The 17,588-nt window shown below is 63.7% G+C and carries 15 protein-coding genes and 1 pseudogene; 5 read left to right on the plus strand and 11 right to left on the minus strand.

The genetic code is table 11. The features are described 5' to 3' along the window. Positions 1 to 144 precede the first annotated feature (144 nt). Positions 145 to 1,230 carry a prolyl aminopeptidase gene (gene pip / locus JNM03_RS05135; RefSeq protein WP_294034951.1) on the minus strand — a complete coding sequence of 362 codons (1,086 nt, stop codon included), beginning with the start codon at positions 1,228 to 1,230 and terminating at the stop codon, positions 145 to 147. A 110-nt stretch (positions 1,231 to 1,340) separates the two neighbouring features. On the opposite strand from pip, the gene JNM03_RS05140 reads away from it, so the two are divergent. Continuing rightward, on the plus strand, positions 1,341 to 2,996 hold the full coding sequence (locus JNM03_RS05140; RefSeq protein WP_294034953.1) for a M20/M25/M40 family metallo-hydrolase: 1,656 nt from the start codon (positions 1,341 to 1,343) through the stop codon (positions 2,994 to 2,996). A gap of 148 nt (positions 2,997 to 3,144) precedes the next feature. Here the strand turns inward: JNM03_RS05140 and JNM03_RS05145 are convergent, their stop codons facing one another. Both JNM03_RS05145 and ald read right to left on the minus strand, forming a co-directional pair. Next, entirely contained in the window at positions 3,145 to 3,384 is a 240-nt protein-coding gene (locus tag JNM03_RS05145; RefSeq protein ID WP_294034955.1) for a hypothetical protein, read from the minus strand. A gap of 13 nt (positions 3,385 to 3,397) precedes the next feature. Then, positions 3,398 to 4,513, minus strand: a complete 1,116-nt coding sequence (gene ald / locus JNM03_RS05150) for an alanine dehydrogenase (RefSeq protein WP_294034957.1) — start codon at positions 4,511 to 4,513, stop codon at positions 3,398 to 3,400. Positions 4,514 to 4,650: 137 nt separating this feature from the next. Here ald and JNM03_RS05155 point away from each other — a divergent pair, with 137 nt between their 5' ends. The 4 genes and pseudogenes from JNM03_RS05155 to JNM03_RS05170 all read left to right on the plus strand — a co-directional run bounded on the left by JNM03_RS05155 (position 4,651) and on the right by JNM03_RS05170 (position 8,320). After that, entirely contained in the window at positions 4,651 to 5,136 is a 486-nt protein-coding gene (locus JNM03_RS05155; RefSeq protein WP_294034958.1) for an Lrp/AsnC family transcriptional regulator, read from the plus strand. A gap of 129 nt (positions 5,137 to 5,265) precedes the next feature. Next, a complete protein-coding gene (locus JNM03_RS05160) occupies positions 5,266 to 6,618 on the plus strand; it encodes a methyl-accepting chemotaxis protein (protein ID WP_294034960.1) in 1,353 nt (450 codons plus the stop codon). A gap of 38 nt (positions 6,619 to 6,656) precedes the next feature. Then, positions 6,657 to 7,348: pseudogene (locus JNM03_RS05165) on the plus strand (SDR family NAD(P)-dependent oxidoreductase). Further along, a complete protein-coding gene (locus JNM03_RS05170) occupies positions 7,349 to 8,320 on the plus strand; it encodes a 50S ribosomal protein L11 methyltransferase (protein ID WP_294034962.1) in 972 nt (323 codons plus the stop codon). Positions 8,321 to 8,345: 25 nt separating this feature from the next. On the opposite strand, the gene phhA is transcribed toward JNM03_RS05170, so the two are convergent. The 8 genes from phhA to JNM03_RS05210 all read right to left on the minus strand — a co-directional run bounded on the left by phhA (position 8,346) and on the right by JNM03_RS05210 (position 17,586). Next, positions 8,346 to 9,215: a phenylalanine 4-monooxygenase gene (gene phhA / locus JNM03_RS05175; RefSeq protein ID WP_294034964.1), complete on the minus strand. Its 870-nt coding sequence runs from the start codon at positions 9,213 to 9,215 to the stop codon at positions 8,346 to 8,348. Between the two features lie 39 nt (positions 9,216 to 9,254). Beyond that, entirely contained in the window at positions 9,255 to 10,589 is a 1,335-nt protein-coding gene (locus JNM03_RS05180) for a PepSY domain-containing protein (RefSeq protein ID WP_294034966.1), read from the minus strand. Positions 10,590 to 10,600: 11 nt separating this feature from the next. Next, positions 10,601 to 12,613 carry a TonB-dependent receptor gene (locus JNM03_RS05185; RefSeq protein ID WP_294034968.1) on the minus strand — a complete coding sequence of 671 codons (2,013 nt, stop codon included), beginning with the start codon at positions 12,611 to 12,613 and terminating at the stop codon, positions 10,601 to 10,603. Positions 12,614 to 12,682: 69 nt separating this feature from the next. After that, positions 12,683 to 13,087, minus strand: coding sequence for a DUF2946 family protein (locus tag JNM03_RS05190; RefSeq protein WP_294034970.1), 405 nt, complete (start codon positions 13,085 to 13,087; stop codon positions 12,683 to 12,685). 50 nt (positions 13,088 to 13,137) lie between these two features. After that, entirely contained in the window at positions 13,138 to 14,307 is a 1,170-nt protein-coding gene (locus JNM03_RS05195) for a sterol desaturase family protein (protein ID WP_294034972.1), read from the minus strand. Between the two features lie 56 nt (positions 14,308 to 14,363). After that, complete coding sequence (gene ligA / locus JNM03_RS05200) at positions 14,364 to 16,508, minus strand: NAD-dependent DNA ligase LigA (protein ID WP_294034974.1); 2,145 nt, start codon at positions 16,506 to 16,508, stop codon at positions 14,364 to 14,366. Continuing rightward, complete coding sequence (locus JNM03_RS05205; protein WP_294035338.1) at positions 16,505 to 16,900, minus strand: antibiotic biosynthesis monooxygenase; 396 nt, start codon at positions 16,898 to 16,900, stop codon at positions 16,505 to 16,507. Before JNM03_RS05205 ends, ligA begins: the two co-directional genes overlap by 4 nt. After that, positions 16,900 to 17,586 carry a GNAT family N-acetyltransferase gene (locus tag JNM03_RS05210; protein ID WP_294034975.1) on the minus strand — a complete coding sequence of 229 codons (687 nt, stop codon included), beginning with the start codon at positions 17,584 to 17,586 and terminating at the stop codon, positions 16,900 to 16,902. Before JNM03_RS05210 ends, JNM03_RS05205 begins: the two co-directional genes overlap by 1 nt. Between the last annotated feature and the right edge of the window lie 2 nt (positions 17,587 to 17,588).

Consider the following 17,588-nt stretch of genomic DNA (forward strand, 5'->3'; position numbering starts at 1 on the left):
ATTCCACGATCGAGGTTTGAAGCGATTTTGTTCGGGGCGAGGAGAAAAGGCGAAGGAATATGTCGATATTTCCAGACTTTTTGACGAAGCCATGGGCAAAATCGATCAAATCCCGAAGGGACGCCGAATGAATGGGTCCTGACCCTAGATCGCCGGCAGCCCGTCCATGATCGCGGTCAGCGCCAGCGCGTTCTCGCGCTCCATCGCGCTATGCCCGGCGTTGGTGAGGACATAGGTCGCGGGTTCGGCGCCCGCGCCGCGGAGCGCCGCGACCAGCCGCGATGCCTGCGTCAACGGGCACACCTGATCGAAGCGGCCATGGACGATATGTATCGGAATCTCCGCGAGCACGTCGATGTTGCGGAAGAAATGCCCAGGCTCGATGAACAGATCATTGTCAAAGTAATGCGCCTCGATCTGAGCAAAACACAGAGCAAAGTCGGCGTCGCCAAACTTCCCGGTGTCCGCCGTCTCCGGAATCATGTTTGAAATAACCCCCTCCCATAGCGACCACGTCAGCGCGGCGTGGAGCTGCTTCTCCTTCTCCGCCTCCGTTGCGGGCACATGATCGAATATCGCCTTGTACGACTTCATCACATTACGGCGCTCATCCGGCGTCAGCACTTCCAGCAGGTCGCCCCATTCGTCGGGATAATTGATATAGGCCCCCGGCGCGGTCAGCCTGTAGGGGTCGGCTTCCCACGTCGCCGCATTGCCTTGGTAAAGATAGAGCAGGTCCTCGGCCGCGCCCAGGAATATCCCGCGCAGAATCAAGCTCGCGCAATGTTCGGGATGCGCGATCGCATATGCCATCGCCAACGTGCTTCCCCAGCTCCCTCCAAAGACATGCATTTTGCCGTCGATCCCGAGCGCGTCGCGAAGCTTCACGATGTCTCCGATCAAATCGACGGTCGCGTTGTTGCGAAGCGCCGCGGCCGGACCTGACGTGGCGACATTGGGCTCGCTTTTCCCACAACCACGCTGATCGAACAGGATCACGCGATACCGCTTCGGGTCAAAGAAACGCGCCATCACAGGCGCGCACGCGCCGCCAGGTCCGCCATGAAGGAACATCACCGGCTCGCCATCGGGATTGCCATATTCCTCCCAGTAAATGCGGTGTTCCGCCTCGATGTCGACCTCGAGCCAGCCGAAATTCAGGCACGGCGCCTGCGGATAGACCCAGTCGTCACCAATCTTGCTCGATGCCTGCAACCGCGAAAAATCCATGACGCTTTTCCTTCGACCGGGGAGTCCCATCCACCTAGCGCATCGGCGACGGTTCACAAAGCGGGCCATGCTGGGTAGGCAGGAACACAACGCAGAAAAGAAAGCCCCCCATGACCTTGCGCCTCATCGCCGCCGCCGCCATCCTCGTCGCCTCGTCCGCCGCAGCCCAGAACATCGACGCGGCGAACATGACCGAGACCGTCCGCACTCTCGCGTCGGACCAATTTCAAGGGCGAGCGCCCGGCACGATCGGAGAAGAGCGGACGATCGGCTATCTCATCGGCCGGTTGCAGGCGCTGGGACTCGAACCCGCGGGCACGAATGGCGGCTGGACCCAACCCGTCCCGCTTCTCCACACCGCACTCGGTTCACCGGCAAAGCTCCAGTTCGAACGGGCCAGCCATCACAACTATCAGCCGCTCGTGCAAGGCACTGATATCTACGTCTCGACGCTCCAGGCGAACGACGTCGCGAAAGTCGCGGGCGCTCCGCTCGTCTTCGTCGGCTACGGTGTTGACGCGCCCGAGCGCGGCTGGGACGATTTCAAGGGCACCGACCTCAAGGGCAAGGTTGCGGTTTTCCTGATCAACGACCCCGATTTCGTCGCAGGCGGCGATGAACCCGTCGCGGGCAAGTTCGGCGGCAAGACGATGACCTATTACGGTCGCTGGACCTACAAGTTCGAAGAGGCATCGCGGCGCGGCGCTGTCGCTGCGCTGATCGTCCACGACACGGATGGCGTCGGATATGGCTGGAATGTCGTCAAAAGCGGCGGTGGCGAAAATTACGGCCTCGTCGTCCCGCCGGAAAAGCAAACGAGCCTGACGCTTCAGGGTTGGGTCGCCCACGACGTGGCGGACAAGCTGTTTGCCGACATCGGACTCGACCTGAATCAGCTTCGCACCATGGCGCGTCGCAGCGACTTTCGCCCCGTCGAACTCGCCGGCGTTACGCTCGAAGCCGAAATCCCCGTGAAACACGAAGTCGTGCGAAGCCAGAATGTCCTCGCCAAAATCCCGGGGGTCAAACGCCCCGACGAAGTTGTGATGTATGGCGCGCACTGGGATGCCTATGGCGAAGGCAAACCCGACGAGCAGGGTCGCATCTACCGGGCAGGGGCCAACGACGATGCGCTCGGCGTCGCCGGACTGTTCGAGATCGCCCGCAATTTCAAAGCGGCCCCCGCGCCGGACCGCAGCATCCTTTTCGCTTTCTGGACTGCCGAGGAACGCGGCCTGCTCGGCTCGGAAGCCTATGCGCAGAACCCGCTATTTCCGCCCGAAACGACCGTCGCGAACCTCGGACTCGATATCCTCCAAACGGCGGGCAAGGCAAAAGACGTCATTCTCGTCGGCCAAGGTCAAGGAACGCTCGAGGACGATCTTGCGCGCCTCGCCGCCAGGCAGGGCCGCAGCGTCAGCGTCGAAAGCCTCCCCGAACGCGGCCTCTTCTATCGCGCCGACCATTTCAGCATGGCAAAGCGCGGCGTCCCCGTTCTGTTGATGATGGGGATCGCCGGAGCATCAAACCTCGTAAATGGCGGCACGGCGGCCGGTCAGAATTGGGTCGATGATTACACGGGAAAATGCTACCATCAGGCTTGCGATGCGTGGACTTCCAATTGGAATCTCGACGGCGCGGTTCAGGATGTATCTATTTTTTACCAAATAGGCGACGAGTTGGCACGCTCGGCCAAATGGCCCGGCTGGAAAGGCGGCTCCGAGTTCAAGGCTGTCCGCGACAAAAGCGCCGCGGCACGAAAGTAGCGAATACCGGCGTCCATCCGTACCGCCATCCTAGCCCGATCGCGAATTCTTCGCTCCGCCTGACATTGTGGGATCAGAGAACCGTCGAGAGCCAAATATGGACCGGCACCTATCGGACCGCGCTAGCACACCGCGCGACCAGAATGGGTCACTTGATCTTGTCGCGGTTCGCGTAGAGCAGCGCCGCGAGGACGGCAGCCGAACCGACGCCAATGCCTGCCGCGGCTTTCCACCCGATGCTCTTCTTGCCGGCCCCGACCGCCGCATCCCTGTCGGCAGCCTCGGTCGCCTCGGCGGCTTCCTTCTGCGCCTGAAGTTCGCGCGCGGCGCGAAGCACCTCATTTTCCTCTTCGTCGTGAGGGGGGGGTGGGGCTTGATCCGTCATCATCCAAGTCCTTGTATCAGGCAAGCGCCTGATCGACAGGCACATAGTCGGTTCCTACCGCTTCCGCTACGGCTTCGAACGTGACCTTACCATTCCAGACGTTGAGTCCCTGCGCAAGATGCTCGTCGCGTTTCAGTGCCTCTTTCCAGCCAAGATCGGCAATGCGCAGCGCATGCGGCAGGGTGACATTGTTTAGGGCATAGGTGCTGGTGCGCGCGACCGCGCCCGGCATGTTCGCGACCGCGTAATGGACAATACCGTCGACAACATATGTGGGATCGGCATGCGTCGTCGCATGGCTCGTCTCGAAGCAGCCACCCTGATCGATCGCGACATCGACAAGAACCGAACCCGGCCGCATCGTCTTCAACATCTCGCGCGTGACCAGCTTCGGCGCCTCGGCACCGGGGATCAGGACCGCACCGATGACGAGGTCGGCTTCGGCCACGCATTCCGCCAGATTGGCGCGGTTCGAAAAGCGCGTCTTGGCGCGCGCTTCAAAAAAAGTACCAACACGTTCGAGTACTTCGGGGTCACGATCGAGGATCGTGACGTCGGCACCGAGGCCGGCCGCCATCTGCGCCGCGTTGAATCCCACGACACCTCCCCCGATCACACTGACCTTGCCCGGCGCGACGCCGGGAACGCCGCCCAGCAGCACGCCGCGGCCGCCGTGCGCCTTTTCAAGCGCCGTGGCGCCAGCCTGGATCGACATGCGCCCTGCGACCTGGCTCATCGGTTTCAACAGCGGCAGGCCCCCGTGCGGACTGGCAACGGTCTCGTACGCGATACACACCGCCCCCGATTTCATCAGGTCGCGCGTCTGGTCGGGATCGGGCGCAAGATGGAGATAGGTGTAGAGGATCTGGCCCTCGCGCAACATCGCGCGTTCGACTGTCTGCGGTTCCTTGACCTTCACGATCATTTCGCACGTCGCGAAGATGTCTTCCGCAGTCTGCACGATCTCGGCGCCTGCTTCGACATAGAAGCGATCGTGCGCGCCGATCCCCTCGCCCGCGCCGGTCTGGACCAGCACGCGATGGCCGTGCGCATGCAGTTCGCGCGCGCTCTCGGGCGTCAGGCCGACGCGATATTCGTGGTTCTTGATTTCCCTGGGGGTGCCGATGATCATCTTCGCTCTCCATCGAAGCGGCCGCAGCCGGATGGCTGCGTCATATAGCAGAAATCATGCGCGAGGTGCTTGCATATCCTCGCTCCATAGTCGATATTCTTGCATATATCTTGCGCATATCATGTAGATTGCACACAATGTTTGATCGAATTGATACCGAATTGCTTGAGTTGCTGCAACGCCACGGCCCGCGACCAACCGCTGAACTTGGCGAAATCGTCGGCCTGTCGCCTTCGGCCTGTCACCGCCGCATCCGCGCGCTGGAGGCCGAAGGCTTCATCGCCGGCTATACCGCGAGACTGAGCCCCGCAAGGATCGGGCTGGAACTCGACGTCTTCGTCGATATCAGCCTCCACTCGCAGAGCGAGGAAGCGCTCACCGCCTTCGAAAGCGCGGTGAAGAGTTTCGACGAGATTCTGGAATGCCATCTCCTGTCGGGCGCATCGGATTATCGCCTGCGCGTGGCGGCGCGCAATGTTGCCGATTTCGACCGACTGCACCGGCACTGCCTGTCGCGCCTGCCCGGAGTTGCCGCCATGCACAGCGCCTTCGCGCTCCGCACGATCAAGGCATTCGAGGGCTATCCGATTCCACCTCGCGCCGACGTCGACAGGCAGCGCTGAGCACCAAAATTTCGCGGCCTGGTTAACACCGCTTTTACCATCTCCCCCGCATATCCGGCTGACAAGTTTCATGGACGACGGGGAACGGCAGATTCCGTGCGTTTGAGAGTGGGTCAGGGAAGCAGGGTCATGGTAAAGGAAAATCCGATTCATAAGCAGCAGATCGATCCCGTGCTGATGGCGGATCGCTTCCCTTATTACGACCTCGACGGACGCCTCGCCGCCGACGCCGCCGAAATCTATGGCATTGTCGCGGGACGCGAAGACCATATCGCGCGCGCCTATTGGGACGCCTTCAACGCACTGCCGAGTATCGACCGCAGGGTCGAAGGCGAGCTGCTCGAATCCTACGTCAAGGGGAGCGCACGCCACACCGAGACGAAATATCGCGACGCCGCCGGACAGGAGGTCGCGACGATCGCCTGCCAGAACACACACATGGCGCGTCGCGTGAAGTTGCCGCTTGCATCGGTGATGTCGTGCATCGCCGAAAGCCTTCGCCTGACCATCGAGTTCGTCATCGACGCCTGCGCTGGCGACACCGCCCGCCAGGCGCGCCTCACCGGTGCGATCAACCGGCTCGCGCTGCTCGAGTTCGACATCATGCAGCGTTACGCGACCAAGCTCGACCGCGCGCTCATCTCCACCGAGCGCCAGTCGCTTGCGGGTGATTTCGACCGTTCGATCGCCTCGCTGGTACAGGACACCGACTCCGCGCGGCAGCAACTCGCCAAGCAGGCCGCCTCGGCCGACCAGGCCGCAAAGGGCATGATCGCGAAGACGAGCGAAGTCGCCGCCGCGTCCGAACAATCGGCCATCGCGATGCGCGAGGCCGCTTCCACCGCCGCAGGCCTGATCCGCGCGATCGAGGATGCCCGCAGCGAAGTCGAAGCCTCGGCAAGCGTCGCAACCCGTGCCTCGGAACAGGCCGGCGAAGCCGTCGTCATGTCCGAAGCGCTGTCGCGTCACGCCGAATCGATCGAGTCGATATTGGGTCTGATCCGCGAAATCGCGGGCCAGACGAACCTCCTCGCGTTGAATGCGACCATCGAAGCGGCGCGCGCGGGCGAGTCGGGTCGTGGTTTCGCGGTCGTCGCCCAGGAAGTGAAGAGCCTCGCCAACGAAACCGCGCGCGCGACCGACGATATTGCGGGCAAGATTACCGCGATCCAGCAAGCGACGCGCGGCTCGGTCAGTGCCAACCAGTCGATCCAGCAGACGATCGTCGAAGTGCAGAACTCGGCGCAGCGTATCCGCGATGCGATGGACGCACAGGCACAGACCGTCACGTCGATCACCGCCGCCGTCGACGAAACCGCACTGGCTGCGGACTCGATGTCGTCGACCATCGCCAGCATCCGGAACGATTCAGGGATGGTCGCCGGTGAAATCAGCACATTGAGCGAGGAATTCGCCAAGATGGGCGACCGGCTCCAGTCGCTCGAGAAAGCAGCCAGCGAGTTCAGCCGGCGCGTCGCCTGATCTTGGCAAGCGTCACCCGCCTGCCCTAAGGCTGGGGGATGACGACCCATATCCTGATCACCGGCGCCAGCCGCGGTATTGGCGCGGCCATCGCCGATGCGCTGACGAGCGACACAACAAACGTCGTCGCGCTGTCGGGTGCGGACGGCGATCTTGCAGATCCCACCATTCCCGAAACGCTCTGGCGGACGAGCCTCGACCGGCTCGGCGGTCGTATCGACGTGCTGGTCAACAATGCCGGCGTCTTCGAAGCAAACCCGATCGATGCCAGCGATGCCGATTGGCTTGCGGGATGGAACCGCACGATGAAGGTCAACCTGACGGCCAGCGCCCAACTCTGTCGTTCCGCCGTCGGCACTGGCAGGATCGGGGCGAGGGCGGCCGTATCGTCAACATCGCGAGCCGCGCGGCCTATCGGGGCGACAGCCCGACGCACTGGCATTACGCGGCCTCGAAGGCCGGCATGGTCGCGATGACCAAGACCATTGCGCGGGCTTATGCAAAAGACGGGATTCTCGCTTTTGCGATCTGCCCCGGCTTCACCATGACCGGCATGGCGGACGAGTATCTGGCCAGCCGCGACGGGGACAAATTGCTCGCCGATATTCCCCTGGGACGTGTCGCGATGCCCGAGGAGGTAGGTGAAATGGCGCGATGGTGTGCGCTCGATGCGCCTGCGTCGATGACCGGCGCAGTCCTCGACGTCAACGGCGCGAGCTATGTACGCTGAATGAGCTGGCTCGTCTCCCTGCCCTGCACCCGCGACGAGGCCGAAGCGCTGTCGGGCGACGTCCCCGAACTCGACGCACTGGCCGACGCACCCGTCGTCGTGACGCGCGAGATCGACGAAGACAGCGGACGCTGGCAGCTCGACGCCTATATGGACGACAGGCCGGATGCCACGTTGCTGAAACTGCTTCAGTCCCTCATCCCGAGCGCAAAAGGCAAAAGGCCGTCGGTCGAGGAGCTTGCCGAGCAGGACTGGGTCACGGTGTCGCAGCAAGGGCTCGAGCCGGTGCAAGCCGGCCGTTTCTTTGTCCACACCAGCAGCTATGCCGACCGCGTACCTTCAGGCACCATCCCCTTCCTGATCGATGCGAGCCAGGCCTTCGGCACCGGCGGCCACGACACGACGGCGGGCTGCCTCGCGATGCTCGACCAACTCGCACGGCAGGGCATAAGCTCTCGCAATATTGCCGATATCGGTACCGGAACCGGCCTGCTCGCTTTCGCCGCGATGGCGCTCTGGCCTCGCGCCAAGACCATCGCGTCGGACATCGATCCCGCGAGCATTTTGGTCACACGCGACAATGCCGAGATCAACCGGGTACCGCTCGGCCGCGGCGGCGGGCGCCTCGCACTGGCGGTCGCGCCGGGGACCGATCATCCCGCGATCCGCCATCGCGCGCCCTATGATCTGGTCGTTGCCAATATCCTGGCCGGTCCGTTGATCACCCTCGCGCCCGATATCGCAAGCGCCACGGCGTCCGGCGGCCACGCGATCCTTGCCGGCCTGATCGCGCGCCAGATGGACCCTGTGCTCGCCGCATATCGCGCGCAAGGCTTTCGGTTGGCCGCGCGCGGCGGCAGCGCCGAATGGCCCTGCCTGTTACTGGTGAAACGGCGTCGCTATGGATATCGGCGCAAGGAACGCGCCTTCCATCGCGCCAGCCCATCGGACGCCAGTTTCGGAAGCTGGTGATTCCCCAGCGGGAGCAGCAGCCCGCTCAGGCTTTCGCCGTCGCATATTCCTGCGTGCCACATGTGATCACGTCGTCGTCGGACAGGATGTCGGCGATGGCAATCGGCGGCAGCGCATCGTTCGCGGCATAGAGTGGCGCAAAATCGGTGTTTACCGTCGTGTCGAGCAACTGTTCGAGGCTGTCGATCACGAAGTAATTCTGCTGGAAATCGTCGATCCGGTAATCGGTGCGCATGACCCGCGCCAGGTCAAAGCCGATGCGGTTCGGACTGTCGCTGTCCAGCGCGAAGACGCTCTCCGCATAACTGGACACGATCCCCGCGCCATAGATGCGCAGCCCCCCCGCTTCGCGGATCAGCCCGAATTCGACCGTGTACCAGTATAGCCGGGCGAGTTGCTTCAGCGCGTCGAACTTCAGGCTGCGCAGCCCACCCTCGCCATAGGCGACCATATAGTCGGCAAATACCGGGTCGGCGAGCATCGGGACATGGCCGAAGACGTCGTGAAAGACGTCGGGTTCCTGCAGATAGTCGAGCTGTTCCGGCGTACGGATGAAATTGCCGGCGGGAAAGCGCCGGTTCGCGAGATGATCGAAAAAGACATCGTCGGGAACGAGACCCGGCACGGCGACGACCTGCCACCCCGTCGCATCCGTCAACCGCGCATTGAGCTCGCGATAATCGGGAATTCCCGGCTTTTCGAGGCGCAGCACGTCGATTCCGCGCAGGAAGGCGTCCGACGCCCGGCCGGGCAACATCGCCGACTGGCGCGCAAACAGCCGGTCCCACATCGCATGCTCGTCGGCCGTGAAGGCATCCCAATTCTGCGCGATCGTCCAGTCGGCCGCGACGCCCTGCGGCGGAACTTCGTGAACATGAGTAAAGCCGTCTTTCATCGGCGAAGGCCTAACATGAAATAGTTGCAAATGAAACCTTCATGCGCGTGCGACTCCAAGCCAACGCGCCGTACGCGGAAGTCGCGGCAAGATGAGCCGATCGACGACCCACAGCAAGATCAGCGATGCCGCGAGCATCGGCAGCAGTGCGGCAAGCAGCAGGATGATTGCGGCGAGCCCCTTGAGCCGGGCCGGGTCGCGCGGCACCGGCGGCGCACCAAAACTATCGGCAGGCTTGCGGCGCCGCCACATCAGGAATCCCGAGATTGCGAGCGTGAACAACGCGAGGGCGGTGGCCACGCCGATCAACTGGTTCGCGAGCCCGAATAGCTGACCCTCGTGCCAGGCGATCCCATATTCGACGACCTTGTCGACCGGATGCTTGCCGGCGAAGCCGCTGCGCGCGACTTCTGTGCCCGTTTGCGCGTCATAGCTGACCTTGCGCACCAGCGGCCGGTTCTGGGTCTGGGTCGTCAGCGTCCAGACATCGCCGTTCGGCGGACCGAACATGTTGGGCGCGCCCGGTGCCTGAATGATCGCAGGCGCCGGCATATGCTCACCGCGCGCACGGATCAGGATATGTTCGAGGGGCACGCGCGGTCCCGGCTCCATCGGCATGGCGGCCATCATCGCATGGCCATGCGCCGGGCGCTGCTCAGCGCCGCCCTTCCAGTCCTGAACCCCCGCGACCCAACCCATTTCCGAACGCACGGCGCGAAAGCCGCTCGCCCAGACTTCGGTCCAGGGCAGCGCGGTAAAAAGCAGCACCAGCGCGAGACCCGATACCCAAAAGCCCGTCACGGCATGCAGATCGCGCAGCGCGGTCCGTCCGCCAAGCGAAAGACGCGGCCAGACCACACCCGCCAATCCCCGGCCGCGCGGCCACCAGAGATACAGTCCCGACAGGATCATCACGATCGCCCAACTCGCCGCCAGTTCGACGAACAGCTTGCCGCTTTGGCCGATCAGCAAGCTGCCGTGCAGCCGCGCGAGCCACGCCGTCCAGCGGGCTTCGGGGTCGGCCGATCCGATCACCCTGCCTTGGGGTGAAACGGCAACGTCGCGTTCGCCCCCTCCGCGCAGCCCGACGTGGACGACCGCCGCGTCGCCACGCGCGGCCGGTATCCGGTAGAAGTAGAAGCTGGCGCCCGGAAAGGCGGCGAGCGCGGCAACCACTTGCGCATCGGCGTCCACCGCTCCTTCGGTGGGTTGGCCGCGCCAGGCCCGCTCCTCCCATCGGTCGATCTGCGGTTTGAACAGATAGGCCGCCCCAGTCGCCGACAGGATCAGAACAAAGGGGATGACGAACAGCCCCGCATAGAAATGCCAGCGCCACAGCGTGCGATAGAGCGGAGCAGGACCGGTATCCGTCATCCCCCCTCTCCCTAGAAGCGAGCCCGAACGCCGGCCGAAATGGCGCGCCGTTCGACGGGGTAATAGTTCGCCGGGATCGAAGTCGGCGTCACGGCAGCGGTGATGGCCGCGCTGATGTCGCCGATCGCCTTTTTGCCCGTGATGTTGCGGACATCGACGAAGGCGTCGATCCCCTCGGCGATCCGGGCGCCGCCCGTCACGCCGACCAGGGCATATCCCGGTGTGCGTTGCTCGTTGCGATAATCGGCGAAGGGACCTTGCGGTACCCATTCGAGGCTCGGCGCGATATGGAGCGCGTCGGTCCCCAGCCGCAGTTCGGCGCGATAGACATGGCGCGGAACCACCGGCAGGCGTCCGTCCCCGAATTCGGCATCGCCGCGAAAGCGAAAGTTGCTGTAGGCATAGACCTGCCGCAGCCGCAGCCAGTCCGCCGGGCTCCATTCGAGGGCGGCTTCGATGCCCTCATGGCGCGTCCGTCCGGCGTTGAAGGTCGATGCGGGGACGTCAGGTCCGACAGTGAATTGCAGCATCTCGCCCTTGATGTCGGCGCGATAGAGGCTGATGTCCCAGCCGATCTGCCCCGTCCTGCCGCGCGTGCCGATTTCCGCCGTCCACGCCCGCTGCGAGGCGAGCGGGACGAACGTCGCGATCTGGGCCAGCTCGTTGAAGCCGGGGAATTCCACCGAGCGGCTGTAGTTGGCATAGACCTGCACGTCGGCGACCGGTTCGAACAACAGCCCGACCTTGGGCGAGAAGGCGTCGAAATCCCCCCGACCGACCGTGCCGGCCTGCGCCGGCGCCGCACTGTTGAAGGCGATGTTCTGCCGCCGCATCCCATCGGCATAGACTCCGCCCGCAACGAGCGTCAGCGTCTCGGCAGGTTTCAACCGCACCTCGCCGTATAGCGTCGCGGTGCGCGCATCCTGCTTTGCGTCGAACGTCTTGCTGCCGCGCTTGCCCGACACGTTGACGAAACGCTTCGAATTGATGTCGCCGATGCGCAGTTCGCCGCCGAAGGTCGCGGCGACCTTCTCGCCGTCATAATCGAAACGGAAGAACCCGCCCCGATCGACACTCTCCTGATCGACGACCTGAAAGATCGGGTGGTACAGCGTCTTGGCATTGACAAAACCGCCCACGTCCAGCGTCAGCGCCCCCCAGTCGAAACGTGTCCGGTTCTGGAGCCGCAGCGAATCGATGTCGCGTGCCTGATCGCCTGCGAGGCTCGCCGCCGCGGCCTTGCGCGGCGTCGTCAGAGCCTCGGTATAGGTCAGTGCGCCGGGCAATTGCTGATTGATATTGTTGATGCTCGCGTAAAAGCGGCTCGTCACGATATCGCCCAGCTTCAAGCCGACATTGCCCTGGAAGCGTACGCTGCGGCGCCTGGCATGATCGCGGTCGCCGTCCGATCGGTCGACGCTGATCGCACCCCATGCATCGACGCGGTCGCTGGCGACGCCGGCAGACACCAGGCCGCGTACCATGGCAAAGCTGCCTGCGTCGCCGCGGAGATAGATTCCGCCCGCAGTCCGCCCCGTCGGCGTGATGCCATTGACCGCGCCCCCCAGCGTTCCCGATCCGAAGCGCAAGGCATTGGCGCCCCGATACACCTCGAGATGATCAAAGAAGATCGGCTCGAGTTCCTGGAAGTCGCCATTGTCGTCGGCGAGGTTGATCGGCACGCCGTCCTGGAGAAGCGTCAACCCGCGCATGTGGAAACCGCGCGACAACCCCGAACCCCGGATCGAAATGCGAACCTCCTGCCCATAGCGCGGCTGGAGGTAGACGCCGGGCGAAAAAGCCAGGGTGTCGCGCAGGCTGACGACCGATTTGTCGGCATAGTCTGCATACGGCACGACGTCGGCACCCCCTGGCGTAGCGGCCGCTCGGTCTTCTGCGGCGGCGGTTGCGGTCTGGGCGGTCACGATGATCGTGGAATCGGCCTCGTCGGCTTGGACGGGCGCGGCGGCGAAACAGGCGGCGAGCGCCAGCACGGGCGCTGCCCCGTGAATACGGGTTTTCATGGTCTTTCCTTTGCTGAATGCAGTCACGGGCCACTCCGCACCGAAGTGCGGGCGACCGGTCGGTCTGGATCAGGCGAAGGAAGGGGGGCCGGTACTGGGCGGAAGTGGGGACGCGATACCCGGCGCGAAACCGAGCACCCACAAGCCGAGCGGAGCAGCTTCCGTCTCGACGATCCTCTGGAGCAACATGGGCAGGACGGGGACCACGGGTGTCGCAGCAAGCGCGCCCCACGGGCAATGTTGCTGCCCTTCGCCCGCCTCGTGGTCGGCGGCCTTGTCGCCCGACCTTTCGATGGGGATCGTCATGGTGCCGCCCGGATTGGCCGGGTCCGAACAGACGCGAACCGTGATCGTTCCTGCCGCGTCGCTTTCGATCATCCAGCCCGGCGCGACCAGTACCCGCGCGGCGAGCGCGAGAATCAGCGGCAGCAGCAGCAACAGACCGGGACGGCGAAAGGCGGCGAGAATGCCCACGAGCCGCGCCTTATGGCAGGGTCGTACGACTGACAAGCGGACATAATGTCCTATTCGGCTGGAGCTTCGTCGGTCTTCTTCCCCGTGCGGGTCCAGGGATAGAGGAACTGGCCCCAATATTTCTTCGGGACATCTTCGGGGATACCGTAATTCTGGGGCCACCGGTCTTTCGGCAGGTGGAACGTGCCGAAGATCTTGTCGATCCACGGAAAATGGATGGAGAAATTGACATCGAACGCCTCGCGCTCCAGCCCGTGATGCCAGTGGTGAAACCGCGGCGTCGCGACCCAATGACCCAGTCGGTTGAAATTGCCGCCGACATTGGCGTGGAGAAGCGACGACCAGACATAGACGAAGCCGATATAGGCCTGCATCACCGATGGGCTGAAGCCCAAGGTAAAAAGCGGCAGCGACGTGATGGCGCGCAGCAGGATGATCTCGACGAAGTGCATCCGCGACCCCGCCAGCCAGTCCATCGATTTCGCGCTGTGATGCACCGCATGAAAGCCCCAGAGGAACGGATAGCGGTGGAAGGTCCGGTGGAACCAATATTGGACGAGGTCCGACGCGACGAGCACGATCAGGAACTGGACGATCCAGGGCAGCGATGCGACCCCGGCGCGGAACGCATCCCAGCTATTGGTGTGCGCATTGACGAACTGTTGCGGTGCGAGCGCGAGGAAACCCAGCACCTGCACGAACATCGTGCTGACCAGATAGTAGAATAGATCCTCGCGCCATTCGGTCCGAAACAGCCGTTGTGTCCGCCGGTGCGGAAAGGCCCGCTCAAGCGGGGCGAACATGAACCCCGTGACGAGCAGGTTCACGACGAAGAAGTCGAGCCCGAAGAAGATGCCCCAGTCCCGCGTTTCCTGCGGTTGCACGTTCGATCCGCCCACCAGGATCGCGGCCAGCCCGATCATCAGCGCGGTCAGCCCCAGTACCTTTCGCGGCCGCAGCAACAGGCTCAGCAGCGACAGGCCGTAGCTGATCAGCAGCACGACGTGCACCGCGCCCCGAAAGCCGCCCCAGTCTTTCAGGATTTCCAGTTCGGGCGTCGCAAACCAATCGGGAAAGCGCAGCGCGATCACCATGAAAAAGCCAGCGATGGCGAACAGCAGCCCGAAAAAGCCAGACAGCCACCCACTCCCAAACCGCCGCACCTCGGTGTGCGATTCGAGATCGTGCATCAGCGTCTTGAGATAATCACCTCTTGCCATTCGCCCCCCTCACAGCATTTTGTCCGTGCCGCCTGTGACGATACGCACGGCTTGTCCTAGCTCGCCGCGGCAACGATCGCGGCCCATTCGGCCTCGTCGATCACGCGGATATCGAGCGCCGACGCCTGTTTGAGCTTCGACCCCGCACCCGGTCCGGCGACCACCAGGTCGGTTTTTGCGCTCACCGATCCTGCCGCCTTGGCGCCAAGCGCTTCGGCCTGAGCCTTCGCCTCATCGCGACTCATCGTCTCCAACTTGCCGGTAAAGACGACCGTCATTCCCGACACCTCGCTATCGCGCGTCTCCAGCACATATGGTGGCGGGGACACTTCGGACAGCAGGTCGTCCCAGAGGTCGCGATTGTGCGGTTCGTGGAAAAAATCGCCGAGAGCCTCGGCGACGGCGGGACCGATCCCGTCGGCGCGTACTTCGAGGATGGATTTGATCGCATCCATCTTCCGCGCGGTAAACTTTCCGTCGGATTCGCCCTCCGCTTGTGGATTAGTGTCGAGATACGCCTGAATTCCCGTCGCCTTCGCAGGTAGCAGGGCAAGATCGCCAAGCCCTTTCAGCAAATCGCGCGCCGTCACCGCGCCGACATGCCGGATACCCAGCCCGAAGAGCAGCCGCGCCGCGTCGGGCGACCGTTTCGCCTCGATCGCCGCAAGGAGATTGTCGACCGACTTTTCCTTCCACCCCTCGCGCCCGATCAGTTCGTGGCGATGATTTTTCAGCCGGAAGATATCCGCGGGGCCCCGGTCGAGCCAGCCGAGATCGAGAAACTCCTGGATGCTCTTCTCACCCAACCCCTCGATATCGAGCGCACCGCGGCTGACGAAGTGCCGCAGGCGCTCGAACTTCTGGGCGTTGCAGATGAGTCCGCCGGTGCAGCGGACATCGACTTCGCCTTCCTCCGCGACCGCCTCGCTGTTGCAGACGGGGCAATGATCGGGGAAAGCATAAGCGGGCCGAACTTCCTCGCGGGTCAGGTTCTCGACCACCTGCGGGATCACGTCGCCCGCGCGCTGGATCACGACACGGTCGCCGGGGCGGACGCCGAGCCGCCCGATCTCGTCCCGATTGTGAAGCGTCACGTTCGATACGACGACACCGCCGACCGTCACGGGAGTCAGCCGTCCGACCGGCGTCAGCTTGCCAGTGCGGCCGACCTGAATGTCGATGGCTTCGAGTGTCGTCTGCGCCCGTTCGGCTGGAAATTTGTGCGCGATGGCCCAGCGCGGCGCCTTGGCGACGAACCCGAGCCGCTGTTGCCAGTCGAGCCGGTCGACCTTGTAGACGACGCCGTCGATGTCATAAGCCATTTCGGCGCGCCGACGTTCGATCTCCGCATAATGGGCAAGGACTTCGGTGACACTGTCGCAGCGTACCAGCAGCGGCGACACCGGAACGCCCCAGCCCGCAATCGCTTTCATCACGCCGAACTGCGTGTCGGCGGGAAGCCCGCTGACATCGCCCCAGCCATGCGCGAGAAAGCGGAGCGGACGCGACGCGGTGACATTTGCGTCCTTCTGCCGCAGCGACCCTGCCGCGGCATTGCGCGGGTTAGCGAACTGGCGCGCCTTCGCAGGGTCGTCAGCCTCGCTCATCAACCGCTCATTGAGCGCGGTAAAATCGGCCTTTGCCATATAGACTTCGCCGCGAATCTCGAAGACGGCCGGCGCCTCGCCCGCAAGTTGTTGCGGGATATCGGCAATGTGATGGACGTTGGCGGTCACATCTTCGCCGACACGGCCGTCGCCTCGCGTCGCGGCCTGGACGAGCAAGCCGTTTTCGTAGCGGAGCGAACAGGAAAGGCCATCGATCTTGTCCTCGGCGGTCATCGCGATCGCGGCATCGTCCGCAAGGTTCAGAAAGCGCCGCACGCGCGCTGCGAACTCTTCGACATCCTCGCCCGAAAAGGCGTTGTCGAGGCTCATCATCCGCTGCGCGTGAGTGACCTTGGCGAGCGGCGACGCCTCGATGGTGGCACCGACGGATTGATTCGGGCTGTCACTGCGGATCAGATCGGGAAAGGCCGCCTCGATCGCATCGTTGCGGCGAACCAGTGCATCATATTCGGCGTCCGAAATCTCGGGCGAGTCTTCGGCATGATAGCGCTTGCCATGGTATGCGATCTGCTTCGCCAGCCGCATCAACTCATTGGCCGCCTCGGCTTGGGTCAGCGATTCAATCTCGGTCATGTTCCGGCTTTTGCCACCGGCTTGAACTCGGCGCGAGTGCCAAATCCGGCGATCAGCGGACGCCCCTTGCGGATCGCCTCCTGCACCACAGGAAGCTGGAGCGACGCCGCATGAGCTTCCCGGTTTTCCCACAACTCGACGATCCAGATGGCGTCGGCGTTGGCGCTGTCCTCGCCGATCAGATAGGCGAAATTGCCGGGCATCGATCCCGTGCCTTCGGTCAAAATCTCGATCAGTGCATCGCGCTGGCCCGGCTGCGCCAACATCTGACCTATAAGACCGTACTCGGGGACCAATTCTTCCATTCGCGCCTCCAGCGCCTTCAGCTTCGCGGCCGGCAGCAGCGCAGCCGCCACGGCCAACATCGCGGCGAGGTGCTCCCGCCGATTCATCATTTCGCGATTACCAGCACATGAACCTGGCGCCGGATTCGAAAGCCGAGCGATTCATAGAGCGCGATCGCGCCGGCATTATCGGCATAGCTGTGCAGGAACGGCTGCTCGCCACGGGCCGCCATCGAACGCATGACATGCCCGATCAGGGCCCGCGCATAGCCGCGACCGCGACAATCCTCCCAGGTCGCGACACCGCTGACTTCGGCCATGCCCGGCATCAACATGCGTTGTCCGGCCATGGCCAACAAGCGGCCGTCTTCACGGATTCCAAAGAAGGGGCCATAGCGATGCGTTGTCGCTGCCCACGGCCCCGGCTGCGCATGCGCCGCCAGTGCCGCCATTTCGGGAGCATCGGCGTCACCAAGCGCGACCATCGCCGGTTCGCTGACGCGAGCAGGCGGCGGAGCACCCTCAGCCACCATCTGCGCGAGCACCGCGCGCTTTACCTCGCGCGTCCCCGGCGGCAACGGCCAGCATTCACCTTCCACCAACCACAACTCGCCATTCGGGGGAATCAGCGCCGCAAGCTCGGCCTGCGCGGCCGAGCCGCTGTCCGCCGCCGCACCGAAAGGTCCGTAACGCCGGTCGATCCGCACGGCGTGCGCGTCGCCTTCGGCCAGATGCCTCTGCCGTCCAGTCAGCATACTCCAGATCGGTCGGTCGAGCGGATGGGCACGCATCATCG

The sequence above is a fragment of the Sphingopyxis sp. genome (genome assembly GCF_016793825.1).
Classification (GTDB): Bacteria; Pseudomonadota; Alphaproteobacteria; order Sphingomonadales; family Sphingomonadaceae; genus Sphingopyxis.

Coding starts and splice junctions, on each gene's coding strand:
- pip (WP_294034951.1), bottom strand. CDS start 1,230: ATGGATTTTTCGCGGTTGCAGGCATCGAGCAAGATTGGTGACGACTGG.
- JNM03_RS05140 (WP_294034953.1), top strand. CDS start 1,341: ATGACCTTGCGCCTCATCGCCGCCGCCGCCATCCTCGTCGCCTCGTCC.
- JNM03_RS05145 (WP_294034955.1), bottom strand. CDS start 3,384: ATGATGACGGATCAAGCCCCACCCCCCCCTCACGACGAAGAGGAAAAT.
- ald (WP_294034957.1), bottom strand. CDS start 4,513: ATGATCATCGGCACCCCCAGGGAAATCAAGAACCACGAATATCGCGTC.
- JNM03_RS05155 (WP_294034958.1), top strand. CDS start 4,651: ATGTTTGATCGAATTGATACCGAATTGCTTGAGTTGCTGCAACGCCAC.
- JNM03_RS05160 (WP_294034960.1), top strand. CDS start 5,266: ATGGTAAAGGAAAATCCGATTCATAAGCAGCAGATCGATCCCGTGCTG.
- JNM03_RS05170 (WP_294034962.1), top strand. CDS start 7,349: ATGAGCTGGCTCGTCTCCCTGCCCTGCACCCGCGACGAGGCCGAAGCG.
- phhA (WP_294034964.1), bottom strand. CDS start 9,215: ATGAAAGACGGCTTTACTCATGTTCACGAAGTTCCGCCGCAGGGCGTC.
- JNM03_RS05180 (WP_294034966.1), bottom strand. CDS start 10,589: ATGACGGATACCGGTCCTGCTCCGCTCTATCGCACGCTGTGGCGCTGG.
- JNM03_RS05185 (WP_294034968.1), bottom strand. CDS start 12,613: ATGAAAACCCGTATTCACGGGGCAGCGCCCGTGCTGGCGCTCGCCGCC.
- JNM03_RS05195 (WP_294034972.1), bottom strand. CDS start 14,307: ATGGCAAGAGGTGATTATCTCAAGACGCTGATGCACGATCTCGAATCG.
- ligA (WP_294034974.1), bottom strand. CDS start 16,508: ATGACCGAGATTGAATCGCTGACCCAAGCCGAGGCGGCCAATGAGTTG.
- JNM03_RS05205 (WP_294035338.1), bottom strand. CDS start 16,900: ATGAATCGGCGGGAGCACCTCGCCGCGATGTTGGCCGTGGCGGCTGCG.
- JNM03_RS05210 (WP_294034975.1), bottom strand. CDS start 17,586: ATGATGCGTGCCCATCCGCTCGACCGACCGATCTGGAGTATGCTGACT.